The following is a 16753-nucleotide window of genomic DNA, read 5'->3' on the forward strand; positions in this document are numbered from 1 at the left end:
GCGCAGCGGGCCAGGGCGTCACAGCAGGTCGGTGCGCCCCTCGCTCCTGAGGAGATCGACGATGCGCTTGACGTCCTGGGCCCGTTCACGCGTGGTCACCAGCAGCGCGTCCGGCGTGTCGACCACCACGACATCCTGCAGGCCGACCACGGCCACGACGCGGCCACCAGACGGCACGACCACGCCCGACGAGTCGACCAGGCGCACCTGGGTACCGTCGCCGAGGATGCGCGCACCCGGCATACCGACGACGTCCTCGAGCAGGCCACCCAACGACCTGAAGTCGCCCACGTCGTCCCAGCCGAAGGCGCCGGGCACCACGGCCACCCGGCCTGCAGACGCCGCAGGCTCCGCCACAGCATGGTCGATCGCGATCTTCTCCAGGCCAGGCCACAGGTCGTCGAGGCGAGCGGGTGCGGCGGCCAGCTCACGGAGCCCGCGCGCCAGGTCGGGATGCCACTGGGCGAGCAGGTCGAGCAGGACCGTGGCCTTGACGATGAACATGCCCGCGTTCCACCGGAACCGGCCCGTCGCCAGGTACTCCTCGGCGCGGGTCCTATCGGGCTTCTCGACGAACTTCGCCACGGCGCGGGCCGGTCCGTCACCTAACGGCTCGGCCATCTCGATGTACCCGAAACCCGTTGCCGCATAGGTCGGTTCGATCCCGATGGTGACGACGTAACCCTGTTCCGCCGCCCCGATGGCCGCGGTCACGCACTCCAGGAAGGCCTCCTCGTCGTCGATGACGTGGTCGGCCGCGAACGACCCCAGCACCGCCTCCGGGTCCTGCGCCTCGAGGACGGCGGCCGCCCAGCCGATGGCCGCCATCGAGTCGCGCGGTGACGGCTCGGCCAGCAGGCGGCCGGCCCCGAGCCCGGGCAGCTGCGCCTGCACCGCCGACTCGTGGGCGCGGCCGGTGACGACCACCACGCGGTCACCGGTCAGAGGCGTGAGCCGGTCCCAGGTCGACTGAAGGAGCGAGCGCCCCGACCCCGTGAGGTCGTGGAGGAACTTGGGCGAGGCGGCCCGCGACAAGGGCCACAGCCTGGTGCCTGCTCCGCCGGCAGGCACCACCGCCCAGAAGTGCTCGACCGACGCGCCTGTAGACATGCGGGGAACGCTAGCCCACCACCAGCCTGTCACCTGGCCGTCACCCGACACACCCCAAGGCGTCGCCGCCCCCTCATGCCCGCCGCGGACGCTGGGAACGTGCGAGTTGCGATCGTCACCGAGTCGTTCCTGCCCAGCCTCAACGGCGTGACCACCAGCGTGTGCCGCGTCGCAGAGTGCCTGCGCGCCAAGGGACACGATGCGGTGATCCTGGCCCCTCGTCCCGCGCCGAGCAGCTTTGCCGGGTATGCCGTGCATGGCCTGGCATCCGTACCGGTGCGTCAGTTCCCCGTCGGCCTGCCGTCCGGCGAGGTGGAGTCCGCCCTGGCCGCCTTCGGGCCGGACGTCGTGCACGTGGCCTCGCCGTTCGTCCTCGGTGCGGCGGGGTTGTCGGCCGCGCAGCGACTGGGAGTGCCCACGGTGGCGATCTACCAGACCGACATGCCCAGCTACCTGAGCCAGCACGCCGGTCGGGCGCTCGGCCGCGGAGCAGCCAGAGCCGCGTGGCGCTGGGTGCGACGGGTCCACGGCATGGCCGACCTCACCCTGGCACCGTCGTCGGCGGCCCTGGCCGAGCTCGACGCGCACGGTGTCCCCCGCACCGCGCTGTGGGCTCGAGGCGTGGATGCAGCGCTGTTCCACCCGGGCTGGCGTGCCGACGCGGGCACCCGCGCCCTACGCCGGACGCTCGCCCCGCGCGGCGAGGTCGTGGTGGGCTACGTGGGCCGCCTCGCTCCCGAGAAGGAGCTGCACCGGCTCGCCGCCCTGCGGGGCCTGCCGAACCTGCGCGTCGCGGTCGTCGGCGACGGGCCGAGCCGCGACGAGGACCGGGCGACCCTCACCGAGGCGGGTGTCGACGCGGTCTTCCTCGGTCGGCGGGAGGGTGACGACCTCGCCCGGGCGTATGCCGCATTCGACCTGTTCGCCCACACGGGCACCCGCGAGACCTTCGGCCAGACCCTCCAGGAGGCGGCGGCCAGCGGGCTGCCGGTGGTGGCGCCGGCCCGCGGCGGGCCCCTGGACCTGGTCGACCACTCGCGGACGGGGCTGCTGTTCGACCCCGACGACGACCTGTCGCTGCGGGACTGCGTCGGTCACCTGGCAGGCGACCGGGCCAAGCGCGAGGCGATGGGCAGGGCCGCGCGCGACCGCGTCGCCTCGCGAAGCTGGTCGTCACTCACCGACGAGCTGCTGAGCCACTACGCCGCGGCCCGCCGGGCCCGGCTGACCGCCGCCTGAGCCGCTGGCCGGGCGGCAGCCTTGAGCCCCAGCCCTGAGCCCCAGCCCTGAGCGGCTGGCCGGGCGGCAGCGCGCAACCCGAGCCGACGGCATACCAGCCGGTAACCGGGCCTGTTCGGTTTCTCACAGGTGACCCGTGCACGGCTCCGTCGCCGAGGCCGATAACCTGACGGGCGAACAACGGCCGACCCGCGCGCGACGCGGCACGACCGTGACATCTCTGTCGAAGGGACGGCGCAGTGGCGCAGGCAGCCAACGGGACCCTCTACCGCGGCCGCGAAGGCATGTGGTCGTGGGTCGCCCACCGCATCAGCGGAGTACTCCTCTTCCTCTTCCTGTTCGCCCACGTGCTCGACACGTCGCTGGTCCGCGTGTCGCCGAGCGCCTACAACACGGTGATGGGCGCCTACAAGAACCCCGTCGTGGGGCTGGGCGAGGCCGGCCTCGTGGCTGCGGTCATCTTCCACGCGCTCAACGGCCTGCGGATCATCGCCGTCGACTTCTGGGCCAAGGGACCGCGATACCAGCGCCAGCTGTTCTGGGCCGTGCTCATCGGTTTCGTCGTCCTGTTCGCGCCGTTCGCGGTGCGCCACCTGACCAACGTGTTCTCCCACTGAAGGGGCCGCTGACATGACCACCACCAGCGAGCCGACCCGCGTCGACGCCGTCCCCGTCAAGCACTCCCGCTACCGTCGCGTCGGGGCCAGCCGGGGCAACTTCGAGCTCTGGTCCTGGGTCTTCATGCGCGGCAGTGGCGTGCTGCTGCTCGTCCTCGTCTTCGGCCACCTGTTCGTCAACCTGATGATGGGTCAGGGCATCCACGCCATCGACTTCGCCTTCGTCGGCCAGAAGTGGAGCAACCCGTTCTGGCAGGTCTGGGACATGCTCATGCTCTGGCTCGCGGAGCTGCACGGCTTCAACGGCGTGCGCACGATCATCAACGACTACACCGAGAAGGACAGCACCCGCTGGATCCTCAAGGGCCTGCTCGTCGCGAGCGCCCTGCTGGTCATGGTGCTCGGCACGCTGGTCATCTTCACCTTCGACCCGTGCATCGACCCGTCGTCCACCCTTTCCGTGTGTCACAAGTGAGCTCGAGCTAAGGAATCCGCTGAACATGCAGACGCACAAGTACGACGTCGTCATCGTGGGAGCCGGTGGCGCTGGCATGCGCGCCGCCCTCGAGTCCTCGACGCGGACCCGCACGGCGGTGCTGACCAAGCTCTACCCGACCCGCTCCCACACCGGCGCGGCGCAGGGCGGCATGTGCGCCGCCCTCGCCAACGTCGAGGAGGACAACTGGGAGTGGCACACCTTCGACACGGTCAAGGGCGGCGACTACCTCGTCGACCAGGACGCCGCCGAGATCATGTGCCGCGAGGCCATCGACGCCGTCATCGACCTCGAGAAGATGGGGCTGCCGTTCAACCGCACGCCCGAGGGCAAGATCGACCAGCGTCGCTTCGGTGGCCACACGCGCAACCACGGAGAGGCCGCGGTGCGCCGGTCCTGCTTCGCCGCCGACCGCACCGGCCACATGATCCTGCAGACCCTCTACCAGAACTGCGTCAAGCAGGGCGTGGAGTTCTACAACGAGTTCTACGTCCTCGACCTGCTCATGAACACCGGTCACGACGGTGCCGAGCACGCAGCCGGCGTGGTCGCCTACGAGCTGGCGACAGGCGAGATCCACGTGTTCCAGGCCAAGTCCGTCATCTTCGCCACCGGTGGCACCGGCAAGGTCTTCAAGACCACGTCCAACGCCCACACCCTCACCGGTGACGGTATGGGTGTCGCGTTCCGGCGCGGCATCCCGTTGGAGGACATGGAGTTCTTCCAGTTCCACCCGACCGGCCTCGCGGGCCTGGGCATCCTGCTCTCCGAGGCGGCCCGGGGCGAGGGCGGGATCCTGCGCAACGCCGACGGCGAGCGGTTCATGGAGCGCTACGCCCCCACCATCAAGGACCTCGCGCCGCGTGACATCGTCGCGCGTTCGATGGCCAACGAGGTGCGCGAGGGGCGCGGCGCCGGCCCCAACAAGGACTACGTCCTGCTCGACCTGACCCACCTCGAGCCGGCCCACATCGACGCCAAGCTCCCCGACATCACCGAGTTCGCGCGCACCTACCTGGGCGTCGAGCCCTACACCGAGCCCGTGCCGGTCTACCCCACCGCCCACTACGCGATGGGCGGGGTGCCCACCAACGTCGAGACCGAGGTGCTGCGCAACAACACCGACATCGTCCCCGGTCTCTACGCCGCCGGCGAGGTGGCCTGCGTGTCGGTCCACGGCTCCAACCGCCTGGGCACCAACAGCCTGCTCGACATCAACGTGTTCGGACGCCGTGCGGGCATCGCAGCCGCCGAGTATGCCGCGTCGGTGCCGTTCGTGGACCTGCCGGACCACCCGACGGCGCTGGTCGAGGGCATGGTCGAGAGCATCCGGACCCGGGAGAGCGGCGAGCGTGTGGCCGACATGCGCAAGGAGCTGCAGGAGACCATGGACCGCAATGTCCAGGTCTTCCGCACGGAGGGGTCCATGAAAGAGGCTCTGGGCGTGATCGAGGAGCTCAAGGAGCGCTATGCCAACGTCGTGGTGCAGGACAAGGGCCGGCGCTACAACACCGACCTGCTCGAGGCGGTCGAGCTCGGCTTCCTCATCGAGCTGGCCGAGGTGATCACGCTGGGCGCACTGGCCCGCAAGGAGTCACGAGGCGGACACTTCCGTGAGGACTATGAGGCCCGCGACGACGTGAACTTCATGCGCCACACGATGGCCTACCGGGCACCGGTGACCGACGTCGCAGCCGGCCCGGCGTTCGCGGACGAGGTGCGACTCGACTACAAGCCCGTGACCGTGACCCGCTACCAGCCGATGGAGCGCAAGTACTGATGACCGCAACGATCGACAAGGCCACCACCACTGAAAAGGCCGTCCCCACGTTCACGGTGACGCTCAAGATCTCGCGCTACAACCCCGAGGTCGACTCCGAGCCGCACTGGGAGACCTACCAGGTCACCTCGCACGCCACGGACCGCGTGCTCGACGCCCTGCACCAGATCAAGTGGGAGCAGGACGGCTCCCTGTCGTTCCGCCGCTCCTGCGCCCACGGTGTCTGCGGCTCGGACGCCATGCGCATCAACGGCAAGAACCGCCTGGCCTGCAAGACGCTGATCAAGGACGTCAACCCCGACAAGCCGATCACCGTCGAGCCGATCAAGGGCCTCCCGGTCGAGAAGGACCTCATCGTCGACATGGAGCCGTTCTTCGACGCCTACCGCGAGGTCATGCCCTTCCTCATCACCACCGGCAACGAGCCGACCCGCGAACGCATCCAGAGCCAGCAGGACCGCGACCGCTTCGACGACACCACCAAGTGCATCCTCTGCGCGGCGTGTACGACGAGCTGCCCGGTGTTCTGGAACGACGGCCAGTACTTCGGGCCGGCGGCGATCGTCAACGCCCACCGGTTCATCTTCGACAGCCGTGACGAGGGCGGGTCACAGCGCCTGGAGATCCTCAACGACAAGGAGGGCGTGTGGCGCTGCCGCACGACCTTCAACTGCACCGACGCGTGCCCTCGCGGCATCCAGGTCACGCAGGCGATCCAGGAAGTCAAGCGGGCCCTGCTCACGAGCCGGTTCTAGCCGTTGGCACTCCTGACAGCGTCCTCACGCGCGCTCCTCGGGTTCGTCGCCACGACGGTCGCGCTTTCGGCGGCTCCCGCGGTGGCGGCACCCACCCCGAGGCCCACGCCCCACGTGACCGCGCCGACGCAACCCGTTCCTCAGGACACCGTCCTGCCGAGCCAGTCCATCGGCGGCCCCCGGCTGGCCTCGACCGCCGTCGTGACCGACCTGCCACCGGGCGTTCCTGCGCCGCCAGCGATCCGCGACGAGTCGTGGCTGCTCGCTGACCTCGACACCGGCCAGGTGATCGCCGCCAAGGCGCCCCACGCCCGGCTGCTGCCGGCCAGCACTCTCAAGACGCTCACGGCCCTCACCCTGATCCCCAAGCTCTCGCCGCTGCGGACGGTCAAGGCCAGCGCCGCCGACGCCCAGGTGGACGGCACGCGGGTCGGCATCGTGCCGGGTCTGACCTACACCGTCCGCCAGCTCTTCCAGGCCATGCTCATGGCCTCCGGCAACGACGCGGCCCACGCCCTCGGCGATGCGGCTGGGGGTCAGGTGTCGACGCTGGTCGCGATGAACGCCAACGCTGCATACCTCGGCGCCCACGACACCGTCGCCAAGACCACCTCAGGTCTCGACGCGCCCGGCGAGACCTCGAGCGCCTATGACCTCGCGCTCATCGGCCGAGCCGCACTCCAGCTGCCGGCCTTCCGCACCTACGTGACGACCAAGCAGGCCGACTTCCCGGGACAGGTGGACCGCAAGACCAAGAAGCGGGCCGCCTACAAGATCAACAACCACAACAAGCTGCTCTACAACTACCCGGGGACGATCGGCGTCAAGAACGGCTACACGATCGCAGCAGAGCACACCTTCATCTCCGCGGTCAGGAGGGGCGGCAAGACCTACCTGCTGACCGAGATGCACGGCCTGGACGCCTCCTGGCACGAGCAGGCCGCGATGTACGACTGGGCGTTCGCCCATGGGTCGTCGGCGCGCCCGGTGGGCGAGCTGGTCGCGCCCGGCTCGGTGACGACTGCCCCGAGCGCCCCGGCGACGACAGCCCCATCCGACCCGGCGAGCGCTCCTACGCGAGCGTCCGACAACTCGGCCGCGGCGGCCATTCCCACCAGTGCGCTTCTGCCCCGCTCGGTCGCCCCGTGGGTCGGACTGGCAGGCCTCGCAGCCGCGTTGCTGCTCGTGGCGCTCCTGGCGGCTCGCTCGAGCCGGCGCCCGGCCCGACAGCGCCTGCGCCGCCGCTGAGCAGAGGCGCTGCCGAGTAGCAGCGCGGCCGAGTAGCACAGACGCCGCTGACCTCAGTCGCGGCGCAACAGGGAGCGCACCCCGCGAGCGCCCGTCCCGACCAGCATGGCTCCGAGCGCTCCGAGCACAGCCCCCGCGGCCACTGACGTGCGGTCCGCAGCGCGCTGACCGAAGGTGGGCAGGCCGGCGTCGGAGCGCTCGCGGACGCCCACCAGTGCATGTTCCTCCGGGCCTTCGGTGGCCTTCTTTCGCAGGCCCGCCCCCGGCTGCGCCAGCGCAGTGGCGGCATCGAGGTCGTTCGCGGCCCAGGCCGCGGAGACGAGCAGGACCCGCGAGATGAAGTTCAGGAACACCAGGAGCCCGACGACCAGCCCGATGGAGGCGAACACGGGGTTGCTCATCGTGCCCCGGATGAGCCGGGTGCCGAAGAGCTGGAGCACCGTCAGGCCGACACCGCCGAACACGGCGCCGTTGCGCAGGCCCGGCCACGGCAGCGGGACGCCGGTCAACATGCGCAGCACGACGCCGACGATGGCGGTGTTGAGCAGCGCCTGGACGACCAGCCCGATCAGCGTCACGAGCCACGCCTGCCGGCCCAGCCCGATGTGCTCGGCCGCGAAGGTCGCCGCACCGTTCGCGACCCCGGCCACCACGGCGGACACGATCACGGCCATCCCGATGAGCAGCAGCACCCCGATGTCGCGCAGCTTGTCGGTGACGACGTTGCCGGGCGAGCCCCCGAGACCGAAGACCGCGCGGATGCCGTCCCGCAGCGCGCCGAGCCAGCCGAGGCCGCCCCAGAGCAGCCCGACGACACCGACGATGCCCACCGTCGTGAGCGTCTTCCCGCCCGGGAGAGTGAGCGGGATGATGCCCTTCTTGGTCTTCGGGTCCTGGACGAACCCCGGCAGCGCCTGGTCCAGGTAGCGGTGGATGTCGGCGAGCCACTGAGGGTGGCCTCGGAGCAGGATGCCGAACACCGTGAAGGCCAGCGCCATGATGGGGAAGATCGACAGGAAACCGAAGTAGCTCACGCCGCCGGCCAAGAGGCTGCCGCGGGTGTCGCCATACCGCTTCCACGCCCGGCCCGGCGGGGTCGCCTGGAACCGGGCCCACCACTGCCTCAGGGTGTTCACGTCAACCGCCGTTCAGGGGGAAGGAGCGGACCGGCCGCCAGACCTGGTCCTCGCCATGGGTGTAGAGGTAGAACTCTCGGACGTCGAACCTGCACTCGAAGTCGGCCAGCTCGGTGAAGGCCCGGTCCAGGCTGTCCTCGGGCACGTGGTGGGCGACCGTCACGTGCGGGTGGTAGTAGAAGTCGAGCGGCCGCTCCAGAGGCCCTCGGCGCACCGCGCGCTCCAGCAGCTCGCACTCGGCCAGACCACCGGACACCTGGACGAAGACGACCGGCGAGATGGGCCGGAAGGTCCCCGTGCCACGCAGCACCATCCCGAACGGGTGCCCCTCGGCCGCCACGGACTCCAGGTGGGAGACCGCTTCGGCCATCGACTCGTCGGGCACCTCGGTCGGGGGCAGCAAGGTCACGTGGGTGGGGATGGAGTCGGCCAGCGGGTCGCCGAAGGACGCCCTCTTCGCCTGCAGCATCTCTGCATGCGGAGAGGGGATGGCGATCGACACACCGATCGTGGGCACGGTCGCGACCCTACCGAACGCTGGGCAGCAACCCCACTCGGTCACGCACCCGGGCCATCGTCGTCATCGCCACCTCGCGCGCCCTCTCGGCGCCGTCGGCGAGGATGCGGTCGAGCTCGGCGGGGTCGTCGAGCAGCTCGGCCATGCGCTGCTGGAACGGCAGAAGCCGCTCCACCACGACATCGGCGACCTCCTTCTTGAGGTCGCCGTAGCCGCGCCCGGCGAAGGATGCCGCCAGCTCCTCGACCGGCGTGCCGGAGAGCACCGAGTGGATGACGAGCAGGTTGGAGACGCCTGGCTTGGCGTCCACGTCGTAGCGGATCTCGGCGTCGGTGTCGGTGACGGCCGACCGGATGTTCTTGGCGATACGCCGGGGGTCGTCCATGAGGTCGATCAGTCCCTTGGGCGAGGACGTCGACTTGCTCATCTTGGACGTGGGGTCCTGCAGGTCCATGATCTTGGCCGAGCCCTTGACGATGTAGGCGTCCGGGACCACCAGCCCTCCACCGAAGCGGGCGTTGAACCGCTCGGCCAGGTCGCGGGTGATCTCGAGGTGCTGGCGTTGGTCCTCACCCACTGGCACGTAGGCCGCGTCGTACATCAGGATGTCCGCGGCCATGAGCATCGGGTAGGTGAACAGCCCGACGGTGGCGCTCTGTCCCTTGGCGGTCTTGTCCTTGAACTGCGTCATCCGGCTCGCCTCGCCGAACCCGGTGAGGCAGTTCATCACCCAGCCCAGCTCGGCGTGCTCGGTGACGTGGCTCTGGCAGAACACCGCGGAGCGCTTGGGGTCGACGCCCCCGGCGATGAACTGGGCGGCGGTCACGCGGGTGCGGCGCCGCAGCACCTCCGGGTCGGTCGGGACCGTCAACGCGTGCAGGTCCGCCACGAAGTAGAAGGCGTCGAAGTCGTGCTGCAGCCCCACCCAGTTGACCAGCGCGCCGAGATAGTTGCCGAGGTGCAGCGAGTCGCTGGTCGGCTGCATGCCGGACAGGATCCGAGGCAGCGCAGCGGGAGCGGGGGTGTCAGGCATGAGCGTCATTGTGTCAGGTGGGCGCAGTGGGGACCGCCGGCCGGGGCGGTCTGGCGGACCACGGTCGGTTACTGTCGCAGAGCCCCCGAGAGAGAGCACCTCATGAGCGCACGACGGACCAGCCGCCGACTCGCCGACGGGCGGGAGATCATCTATTTCGACGACACTCCCGGCGCGCCCCCGCGCGAGGCATCGGACACTCGTCCCCTCGACGGCCGCGCGGTCGCCGGACAGATCCGGTACGACGCCTTGGTCGGCGACTGGGTGGCGGTCGCCGGCCATCGCCTCAACCGCACGTTCCTCCCACCGAAGGACGAGTGCCCCCTGTGTCCGACCGGGACCGGCAGCGTGCCGTCCGAGGTGCCGGAGACGAGCTACGACGTCGTGGTCTTCGAGAACCGCTTCCCGTCCTACGCGCCGGTGACCGACGGCCTGGCCCCTGCCGCGGGAGCGCCGGAGCTCTTCCGGGCGGCCCCCGCGCGAGGGCGCTGCGAGGTCGTCTGCTTCACCAGCAACCACGACGCCACCTTCGCGGACCTGACCGCGGAGCGCGCCCGCACCGTGATCGACGCGTGGGCCGACCGCACCGCGGAGCTGGGGGCGATGCCCGAGGTGGAGCACGTGTTCTGCTTCGAGAACCGGGGGCAGGAGATCGGCGTGACCCTGCACCACCCGCACGGCCAGATCTATGCCTATCCCACGGTCCCCCAGCGCACCCATGACCTCCTCGTGCGCGCCCAGAAGCATCATGAGCGCACCGGGCGCCTCCTCGGCGCAGACATCCTCGCTGCCGAGCGCGAGTGCGGCGAGCGCATCGTTCTCTCCTCGGAGCACTGGACGGCATACGTGCCCTTCGCGGCGCGCTGGCCGGTCGAGGTGCACCTCGTGCCCAACCGCGATGTTGCCGACCTGCCTCAGCTGTCCGATGCCGAGCGCGACGACCTGGCGCGCGTCTACCTCGACCTGTTGCGCCGGCTGGACCGGTACTACCTCGGCGCGGACGGCGCCCCGATCCGGATGCCCTACATCGCCGGGTGGCACCAGGCGCCGGCCAAGCGGGGTCGTGAGGTGTCGCGCCTGCACCTGCAGGTCATGTCGGTGCTGCGGGCTCCCGGCAAGCTCAAGTACCTGGCCGGCTCCGAGTCGGGCGTCGGCGGCTGGGTCAACGACGTGCCCCCGGAGGCCATCGCCTCGAGGCTGCGCGAGGTGGCCCCGTGAGCCCCGCCTCGGCAGCCGCGCTGTTCGAGACGACGTTCGGCTGCGCCCCCGAGGGCGTATGGTCGGCGCCCGGCCGGGTCAACATCGTCGGTGAGCACACCGACTACAACGCCGGCCTCTGCCTGCCGATCGCGCTACCGCACCGCACGTATGCCGCCGTGTCGCCGCGTCACGACCGCCTGCTGCGGATCGTGTCGGCCCAGAGCGAGGGCGTCGTCGAGCTGTCCCTCGACGACGTGCGGCCGGGGCACCCGGGTGGGTGGGCCGCCTACGTGGCCGGCGTGGTGTGGGCTCTGGAGCAGGCCGGGTATGCCGTGGGCGGCCTCGACGTCGCCGTCGACGGGAGTGTGCCCCTGGGGGCCGGGCTGTCCAGCTCGGCTGCGCTGGAGTGCGCGGTGGGCGCGGCGATCTCGGACCTGTTCGGGTTGGGGCTGCTCCAGTCCCCGACGAGCCGACGCGACCTCGTCACAGCGTGCGTCGCGGCCGAGAACACCATCGCCCAGGCACCCACCGGGGGGATGGACCAGTCGGCGGCGCTGCTGGCCACCGTCGGTCACGCACTGCTGCTGGACTGCCGTGACCACCACACCGAGCAGATCCCGATGACCCTCGACAAACAGGGGCTGGCACTGCTCGTGATCGACACCCGCGCCGAGCACGCCCTGGTCGACGGCCAGTACGCCGAGCGCCGGGCCTCGTGCGAGCAGGCAGCCCGCGAGCTGGGGGTCGCGACCCTGAGGGAGGTGGCCACAAGCGGTCTGGAGGAACGTCTCGCCGTCCTCTCCTCTGACCTGCTGCGCCGCCGCGCACGGCACGTCGTCACCGAGATCGCGAGGGTGCAGGGCGTCGTCGGCGCGCTTCGTTCCGGCGACTTCGCTCGGCTCGGTGAGGTCCTCCTGGATTCGCACGCCTCGATGCGCGACGACTTCGAGATCTCGGTCCCGGAGCTCGACACCGCCGTCGATGCGTCCGTCGATGCCGGCGCACTCGGAGCAAGGATGACCGGTGGCGGCTTCGGGGGCTCTGCGATCGCACTGGTACCAGCCGCCCGAGCCGACGAGGTGCGCGGTCGTGTCGCACAGGCCTTCCACGACAAGGGGTTTGGCGCACCGCACTCGTTCCTGGTCTCTCCGTCCGGAGCAGCGCGGCGAGAGACCTAGTCGCACTAGGGTGGCGCTCATGTCCGACGAGACGGCGACGACGCCCACCGACACGGCCCGCGCGGAGGGCGCCACCACGACCACCTCGGGTCAGACGACCACGGTGACCACCACGCCCGCCCCACCCAAGGACGACGTGGTGACCACGCGGCATACGCTCAAGGTCGGGCGGCGCACCCTGCGCTACACCGCCACCACCGGTCGGGTCGTGCTCCGCGAGGAGGTCCTCGAGGACGGGGTCTTCAAGGGGCACCAGGCCAAGGCGGAGATGAGCCTGACGTCGTATGTGCTCGACGCTCCGGCCGGCGCCAACCGGCCGGTGACGTTCGCGTTCAACGGTGGTCCGGGCTCGAGCTCGGTGTGGCTGCACCTCGGGCTCCTCGGGCCCCGGCGCGTGGACTCCGGCGACGTGGGCCACCTGACACCACCGCCGTACGGTCTGCTCGACAACGCCGAGACGCTGCTCGCCGTGTCCGACCTCGTGTTCATCGACCCGGTGTCGACCGGCTACTCCCGCACCGTCGAGGGCGGCAAGCCCAAGGACTACCACGGCTTCAAGGCCGACATCGAGAGCGTCGGCGAGCTCATCCGGCTGTGGACCAAGCGCAACAACCGCTGGCTCTCCCCGAAGTTCCTGGCGGGCGAGTCCTACGGCACGACCCGGGCCGCCGCGCTGGCCGACCATCTCCAGAGCCAGTACGGGCTCTATCTCAATGGGCTCATGCTCATCAGCTCCGTCCTGGACTTCGCGACGATCGACTTCGACTTCGACAACGACCGCGCTCACGTCGACTACCTGCCGACGTATGCCGCCGTGGCCCACTACCACGGCAAGCACGGCCGGAAGTCGCTTCGGACGGTGCTCCACGAGGCGGAGGAGTATGCCGCGCACGACTATCCCTGGGCGTTGTCGAGAGGCTCGCGCCTCACCGCGGCCGAGCGCGCCGACCACGTGCGCCGGCTCGCTGCGCTGACCGGCCTGAGCGAGGACTACGTGGACCGGGCTGACCTGCGGGTCGAGCACGTACGGTTCTTCACCGAGCTGCTGCGCGACCAGCGGCTGGCGGTCGGCCGGCTCGACGCACGGTTCACGGGACCCCTCGCCCAGGGAAATGCGGAGACCTGGGACGCCGACCCGTCACACGACGCGATCTCCGGACCGTACGCCGCCGCCTGGAACCACTACATCCGCCAGGAGCTCGGCTACGAGAGCGACCTGCCGTACACCCAGCTGTCGTCTGTCGCCCATCAGGAGTGGTCCTACAAGGAGTTCGAGGCCAAGCCCGTCGACGTCACGCCGAGACTCGCGCGAGCCATGCGGGCCAACCCTCACCTCAAGGTGCACATCTCCTACGGGTACCACGACGGCGCCACGCCGTACTACGGCGCGCAGGACGTCGTGGCCCACCTCGATATCCCGGCGTCACTGCACGACAACATCGAGCATGCCTACTACGAGGCGGGCCACATGATGTACGTCCACGAGCCGTCCCGGGTCCAGCAGAGCCGGGACCTGGCCGACTTCGTCCTGCGCGCGAGCGGTCGCGAGCAGAGCTAGACGGCGGCGGGCAGCGGCAGCTCACGCTGCCGCGGCTCTGCGGCGTAGTACCCCCCGTAGTAGCCGGTGTTGGCGGCCTTCGGCGAGACCCGGTTGAGCACCACTCCGAGGGTGTGGCCCTGCACGCCTTTGAGAGCTCCCAGCGCGGCGGCCAGCTGGGTGTCCAGCGTCTGCCCCGCGGAGACCGCGATCAACGCGCCGTCGGCCGAGGCCGTCAGGACCGCCGCGTCGGTCACGGGAAGCAGCGGCGGAGCGTCGATGATCACGGTGTAACCGCGGTCCGCCAGCCAGTCCAACAGCCGCCGCATGGCCTTCGAGCCCAGCAGCTCGCTCGGGTTCGGTGGCTTCGGCCCGGCGGCGAGCACAAGGAGGTTCGGCAGGCCGCCGACCTGCTGGGCCACGTCGGCGAAGTCGACGCGTCCGATGAGCAGGTCGGTGAGGCCCGCCCCCTCGACCAACCCGAACGACGCCGCGACCACGGGCCGGCGCAGGTCGCCGTCGATCAGCACGACCCGCCGATCGGCCATCGACAGGGCTGCGGCCAGGTTGGCGGCGATGGTCGACTTGCCGTCACCAGGCATCGGGCTGGTCACCACGATCACTCGCGGCGGGTTGTCGATGTCCATGAACTGCAGGTTGGTCCGCAGCTTGAGGAACGCCTCGCCCGAGTGGACCGGGTCGGCCACAGGCCTGGGGCCCCTGGCGACGACCAGCGGCAGAGACCCGCCCTTCTTGCGGGCCAGCGCTGGGCTGGCGGGGATCGCCGCTGCCACCGTCACGCCGAACTGCCTCTCGATGTCCTCCGCCCGCCGCAGCTTGCGGTCCAGCTGGTTGCGCAGCACGGCATACCCGACGCCGAGCAACAGACCCACGGCGAAGCCGAGGGCGACGTTGCGCTTGGTGTTCGGGGACACCGGCGAGGTGGGCAGCTCGGCCGCCTCGATGGGCACGATGTGCAGGGCCGTCGTCGACGTGCCGTTGGGGTTCTCGATCTGGTCCACCTGGACCTTGAGCGCCTCGACCCACGCGTCCGCCAGCTTCTGGGCGGCCACGGGGGTGGCTGCCCGTGCCGCCACCGAGATCAGGACAGTGTCCAGCGGCTGCGTCACGGTGACGCTGCCGATCAGACCGGCCGGGTCCGCCTTGAGGCCGAGGGAGTCGATGACCGTCTGGGCGGTGGCCCTGGACTTGGCGATATCGACATACGAGGCGGCCCGCGACTTGGCGAGCATGTCACCCACCGAGGCGTCGCCCGGCGAGCTGCTGGTGCCCGAGCTCACGAAGCCACTGGCGTCCGCCTGGTACACCTTGGGCTGCACGAGGCTCAGGCCTGTCGCCATCGCCACTCCCAGAAGAACCCAGGCCGTGACCCCGCGCCAGTACGCGCGCAGGACGGACAGATAGTCCTTCAGCTCCATGTCGACCTCCCCTCTGAACTACTGTTCGGGCTGTGAGCGGGATTCAGGCGAGGCGAACGCCGAGTGACCTCGCGACTCCCGTGGCGGTGAACGCCTTCGACGTGAACCCCTTCGTCGTGAACGCCTTCGACGTGGCCGTCGAGGTGCAGGTCGAGGGCGACCGCGCCGAGGAGGTCGCCGAGCGCCTGCCGTCGCTGTGGGAGCTCTGCGCACCCACTGGCGACCGGGCCGGCCGCAGCGCACGGGATGCCGCCGTGCGCGTCGTCTTCGACAGTGACCCCGCCGTCACGGCTCTGGCCGCTGGCGCCGGGCACGTGAGCCGAGAGCGGCTCGAGGACCTGCTCCAGGTCCTCACCCAACGCATCACGCTCGCCGCGATCGACGCGCAGGCGGGCCGGCATCTCATGCTGCACGCGGCCTGTCTGGCCGAGCCGAGCACCGGAGCCGCCGCTGCCTTCGTCGCTCCCGGCGGCACTGGTAAGACGACCTTCGTGCGCACCCTCGCTATGGGTCGCTGGTACGTCACGGACGAGACCACGGTGGTCAATGACGACGGCACCGTCGTGCCCTATCCCAAGCCGTTGTCCGTACGACGCTCGCCCGGCAGCCTGTTCAAGGACGAGATGGCGCCCCGTGCAGCGGGCCTTCGCCCGCCCGAGGGTCCGGTCCGGCTGGCAGCTCTGGGCCTGCTGGACCGGGACGAACACCACGTCGGTCCGCCCGTCGTCGAGACGCTCGACACGCTGGACGCTGTGCTCGCCCTGGTACCGCAGACGTCGCACCTGCCCGAGCTGGAGCGACCGCTGCAGCGCCTTGCGGCGCTCTGCGAGTCGCTGGGTGGTGTGCATCGCGTGACCTATCGTGAGGCGGCCGATGTGGCCGGCTGGGTGGAAGAGCTGTTGGGTGGCCCGGCGTGAGGGCACGCCGGCTACCGGTGCAGGACCGGATCGACCGCCACGGCGAGGCCGTCGTACTGGTCGACCGTCAGGTGGTGCGGCTCTCGCCGCTGGCCGTGGAGCTGGTGGACCGCTGCTCGGACTGGACCGACGAGGCCGACCTGACGCAGGCGGCCCTCGACCGGTTCGGGCCTCCCCCCGCGGGGGTCGACCCCCGAGCCGCGACGCTCGACGCACTCACTGCACTGCGTGACCGGGGCGTGCTCGAGCTTGGCTGACCTCGACGAGATCTGGAGCCGGTCCACCCTGGTCGCGGTGGTCGACGAGGGTGCGCGGGTGGTCGTCCTCGACCTGAGCGACCTACAGAGGGCGCGGCCGCTGGTCCTCGAGGGTTCGGCCGCCGCCGTCTGGCACGCGCTGGCCGAGCCCGGCACTGCGCGGCAGGTGGCGGCGGCCGTCGCCCGCGACTTCGGTCTCCCCGCCACCGAAGTCGAGCCAGACGTCCGAGACTTCCTGGCCAGCCTGCGACGGCGAGGGCTGGCCGTCTCATCGCTCATCGCAGACACCGACAG

Annotated in this window: 17 protein-coding genes; 12 read left to right on the forward strand and 5 right to left on the reverse strand. The window is 70.5% G+C overall.

Translation table 11 applies throughout. The features are described from left to right. Window positions 1-18: 18 nt before the first annotated feature. On the reverse strand, window positions 19-1110 hold the full coding sequence (locus VGN50_RS08220) for a mannose-1-phosphate guanylyltransferase (RefSeq protein WP_327444252.1): 1092 nt from the start codon (window positions 1108-1110) through the stop codon (window positions 19-21). Between the two features lie 99 nt (window positions 1111-1209). Here VGN50_RS08220 and VGN50_RS08225 point away from each other — a divergent pair, with 99 nt between their 5' ends. The 6 genes from VGN50_RS08225 (at window position 1210) to VGN50_RS08250 (ending at window position 7245) form a co-directional block, all read left to right on the forward strand. Then, window positions 1210-2349 carry a glycosyltransferase family 1 protein gene (locus VGN50_RS08225; RefSeq protein ID WP_327444253.1) on the forward strand — a complete coding sequence of 380 codons (1140 nt, stop codon included), beginning with the start codon at window positions 1210-1212 and terminating at the stop codon, window positions 2347-2349. A gap of 239 nt (window positions 2350-2588) precedes the next feature. Then, entirely contained in the window at window positions 2589-2966 is a 378-nt protein-coding gene (gene sdhC / locus VGN50_RS08230; RefSeq protein WP_327444254.1) for a succinate dehydrogenase, cytochrome b556 subunit, read from the forward strand. Window positions 2967-2979: 13 nt separating this feature from the next. Next, window positions 2980-3441: a succinate dehydrogenase hydrophobic membrane anchor subunit gene (locus VGN50_RS08235; protein WP_327444256.1), complete on the forward strand. Its 462-nt coding sequence runs from the start codon at window positions 2980-2982 to the stop codon at window positions 3439-3441. A gap of 25 nt (window positions 3442-3466) precedes the next feature. Further along, window positions 3467-5242 (forward strand): succinate dehydrogenase flavoprotein subunit, encoded by a 1776-nt coding sequence (gene sdhA / locus VGN50_RS08240; protein WP_327444257.1) that lies wholly within the window; start codon window positions 3467-3469, stop codon window positions 5240-5242. Next, window positions 5242-5997: a succinate dehydrogenase iron-sulfur subunit gene (locus VGN50_RS08245; protein ID WP_327444258.1), complete on the forward strand. Its 756-nt coding sequence runs from the start codon at window positions 5242-5244 to the stop codon at window positions 5995-5997. Before sdhA ends, VGN50_RS08245 begins: the two co-directional genes overlap by 1 nt. Before the next feature lie 114 nt (window positions 5998-6111). Then, complete coding sequence (locus VGN50_RS08250) at window positions 6112-7245, forward strand: serine hydrolase (RefSeq protein ID WP_327444259.1); 1134 nt, start codon at window positions 6112-6114, stop codon at window positions 7243-7245. 53 nt (window positions 7246-7298) lie between these two features. Here the strand turns inward: VGN50_RS08250 and VGN50_RS08255 are convergent, their stop codons facing one another. From VGN50_RS08255 to trpS, 3 genes are read right to left on the reverse strand one after another with little or no spacing between them, the layout of a single operon-like run. Beyond that, the gene (locus VGN50_RS08255; RefSeq protein WP_327444260.1) at window positions 7299-8381 is read right to left on the reverse strand and encodes a YihY/virulence factor BrkB family protein; all 1083 of its coding nucleotides are present in this window, start codon (window positions 8379-8381) and stop codon (window positions 7299-7301) included. A gap of 1 nt (window position 8382) precedes the next feature. Next, the gene (locus VGN50_RS08260; protein WP_327444261.1) at window positions 8383-8898 is read right to left on the reverse strand and encodes a 2'-5' RNA ligase family protein; all 516 of its coding nucleotides are present in this window, start codon (window positions 8896-8898) and stop codon (window positions 8383-8385) included. A gap of 10 nt (window positions 8899-8908) precedes the next feature. Beyond that, a complete protein-coding gene (trpS, locus tag VGN50_RS08265; protein ID WP_414694581.1) occupies window positions 8909-9940 on the reverse strand; it encodes a tryptophan--tRNA ligase in 1032 nt (343 codons plus the stop codon). Between the two features lie 93 nt (window positions 9941-10033). Here trpS and galT point away from each other — a divergent pair, with 93 nt between their 5' ends. The 3 genes from galT to VGN50_RS08280 are packed head-to-tail and all read left to right on the forward strand — an operon-like array spanning window position 10034 to window position 13867. Next, entirely contained in the window at window positions 10034-11149 is a 1116-nt protein-coding gene (gene galT / locus VGN50_RS08270; RefSeq protein ID WP_327444263.1) for a galactose-1-phosphate uridylyltransferase, read from the forward strand. After that, complete coding sequence (gene galK / locus VGN50_RS08275; RefSeq protein ID WP_327444264.1) at window positions 11146-12309, forward strand: galactokinase; 1164 nt, start codon at window positions 11146-11148, stop codon at window positions 12307-12309. The genes galT and galK overlap by 4 nt, the downstream gene beginning before the upstream one ends. A gap of 19 nt (window positions 12310-12328) precedes the next feature. Further along, window positions 12329-13867 (forward strand): S10 family peptidase, encoded by a 1539-nt coding sequence (locus tag VGN50_RS08280; RefSeq protein ID WP_327444266.1) that lies wholly within the window; start codon window positions 12329-12331, stop codon window positions 13865-13867. Here the strand turns inward: VGN50_RS08280 and VGN50_RS08285 are convergent. Next, window positions 13864-15285: a polysaccharide biosynthesis tyrosine autokinase gene (locus VGN50_RS08285; RefSeq protein ID WP_327444267.1), complete on the reverse strand. Its 1422-nt coding sequence runs from the start codon at window positions 15283-15285 to the stop codon at window positions 13864-13866. The two genes, VGN50_RS08280 and VGN50_RS08285, sit on opposite strands and share 4 nt — an antisense overlap. Window positions 15286-15317: 32 nt before the next feature. Here VGN50_RS08285 and VGN50_RS08290 point away from each other — a divergent pair, with 32 nt between their 5' ends. The 3 genes from VGN50_RS08290 to VGN50_RS08300 all read left to right on the forward strand — a co-directional run. Further along, window positions 15318-16202: a hypothetical protein gene (locus VGN50_RS08290; protein ID WP_327444268.1), complete on the forward strand. Its 885-nt coding sequence runs from the start codon at window positions 15318-15320 to the stop codon at window positions 16200-16202. Beyond that, on the forward strand, window positions 16199-16459 hold the full coding sequence (locus tag VGN50_RS08295; protein WP_327444269.1) for a hypothetical protein: 261 nt from the start codon (window positions 16199-16201) through the stop codon (window positions 16457-16459). The genes VGN50_RS08290 and VGN50_RS08295 overlap by 4 nt, the downstream gene beginning before the upstream one ends. After that, window positions 16452-16753, forward strand: a 302-nt coding sequence (locus VGN50_RS08300; RefSeq protein ID WP_327444270.1) for a PqqD family protein, incomplete at its 3' end; no start/stop codon positions are given. The genes VGN50_RS08295 and VGN50_RS08300, both read left to right, overlap by 8 nt.

Origin of the sequence: Pedococcus sp., assembly GCF_036000045.1 — a bacterium.
Classification (GTDB): domain Bacteria; phylum Actinomycetota; class Actinomycetes; order Actinomycetales; family Dermatophilaceae; genus Pedococcus.

Excerpts from the sequence above, each read along its gene's own strand:
- VGN50_RS08285 (WP_327444267.1), bottom strand. The coding sequence starts at position 15,285 with ATGGAGCTGAAGGACTATCTGTCCGTCCTGCGCGCGTACTGGCGCGGG.
- trpS (WP_414694581.1), bottom strand. The coding sequence starts at position 9,940 with ATGACGCTCATGCCTGACACCCCCGCTCCCGCTGCGCTGCCTCGGATC.
- VGN50_RS08280 (WP_327444266.1), top strand. The coding sequence starts at position 12,329 with ATGTCCGACGAGACGGCGACGACGCCCACCGACACGGCCCGCGCGGAG.
- sdhA (WP_327444257.1), top strand. The coding sequence starts at position 3,467 with ATGCAGACGCACAAGTACGACGTCGTCATCGTGGGAGCCGGTGGCGCT.
- VGN50_RS08235 (WP_327444256.1), top strand. The coding sequence starts at position 2,980 with ATGACCACCACCAGCGAGCCGACCCGCGTCGACGCCGTCCCCGTCAAG.
- VGN50_RS08220 (WP_327444252.1), bottom strand. The coding sequence starts at position 1,110 with ATGTCTACAGGCGCGTCGGTCGAGCACTTCTGGGCGGTGGTGCCTGCC.
- galT (WP_327444263.1), top strand. The coding sequence starts at position 10,034 with ATGAGCGCACGACGGACCAGCCGCCGACTCGCCGACGGGCGGGAGATC.
- VGN50_RS08245 (WP_327444258.1), top strand. The coding sequence starts at position 5,242 with ATGACCGCAACGATCGACAAGGCCACCACCACTGAAAAGGCCGTCCCC.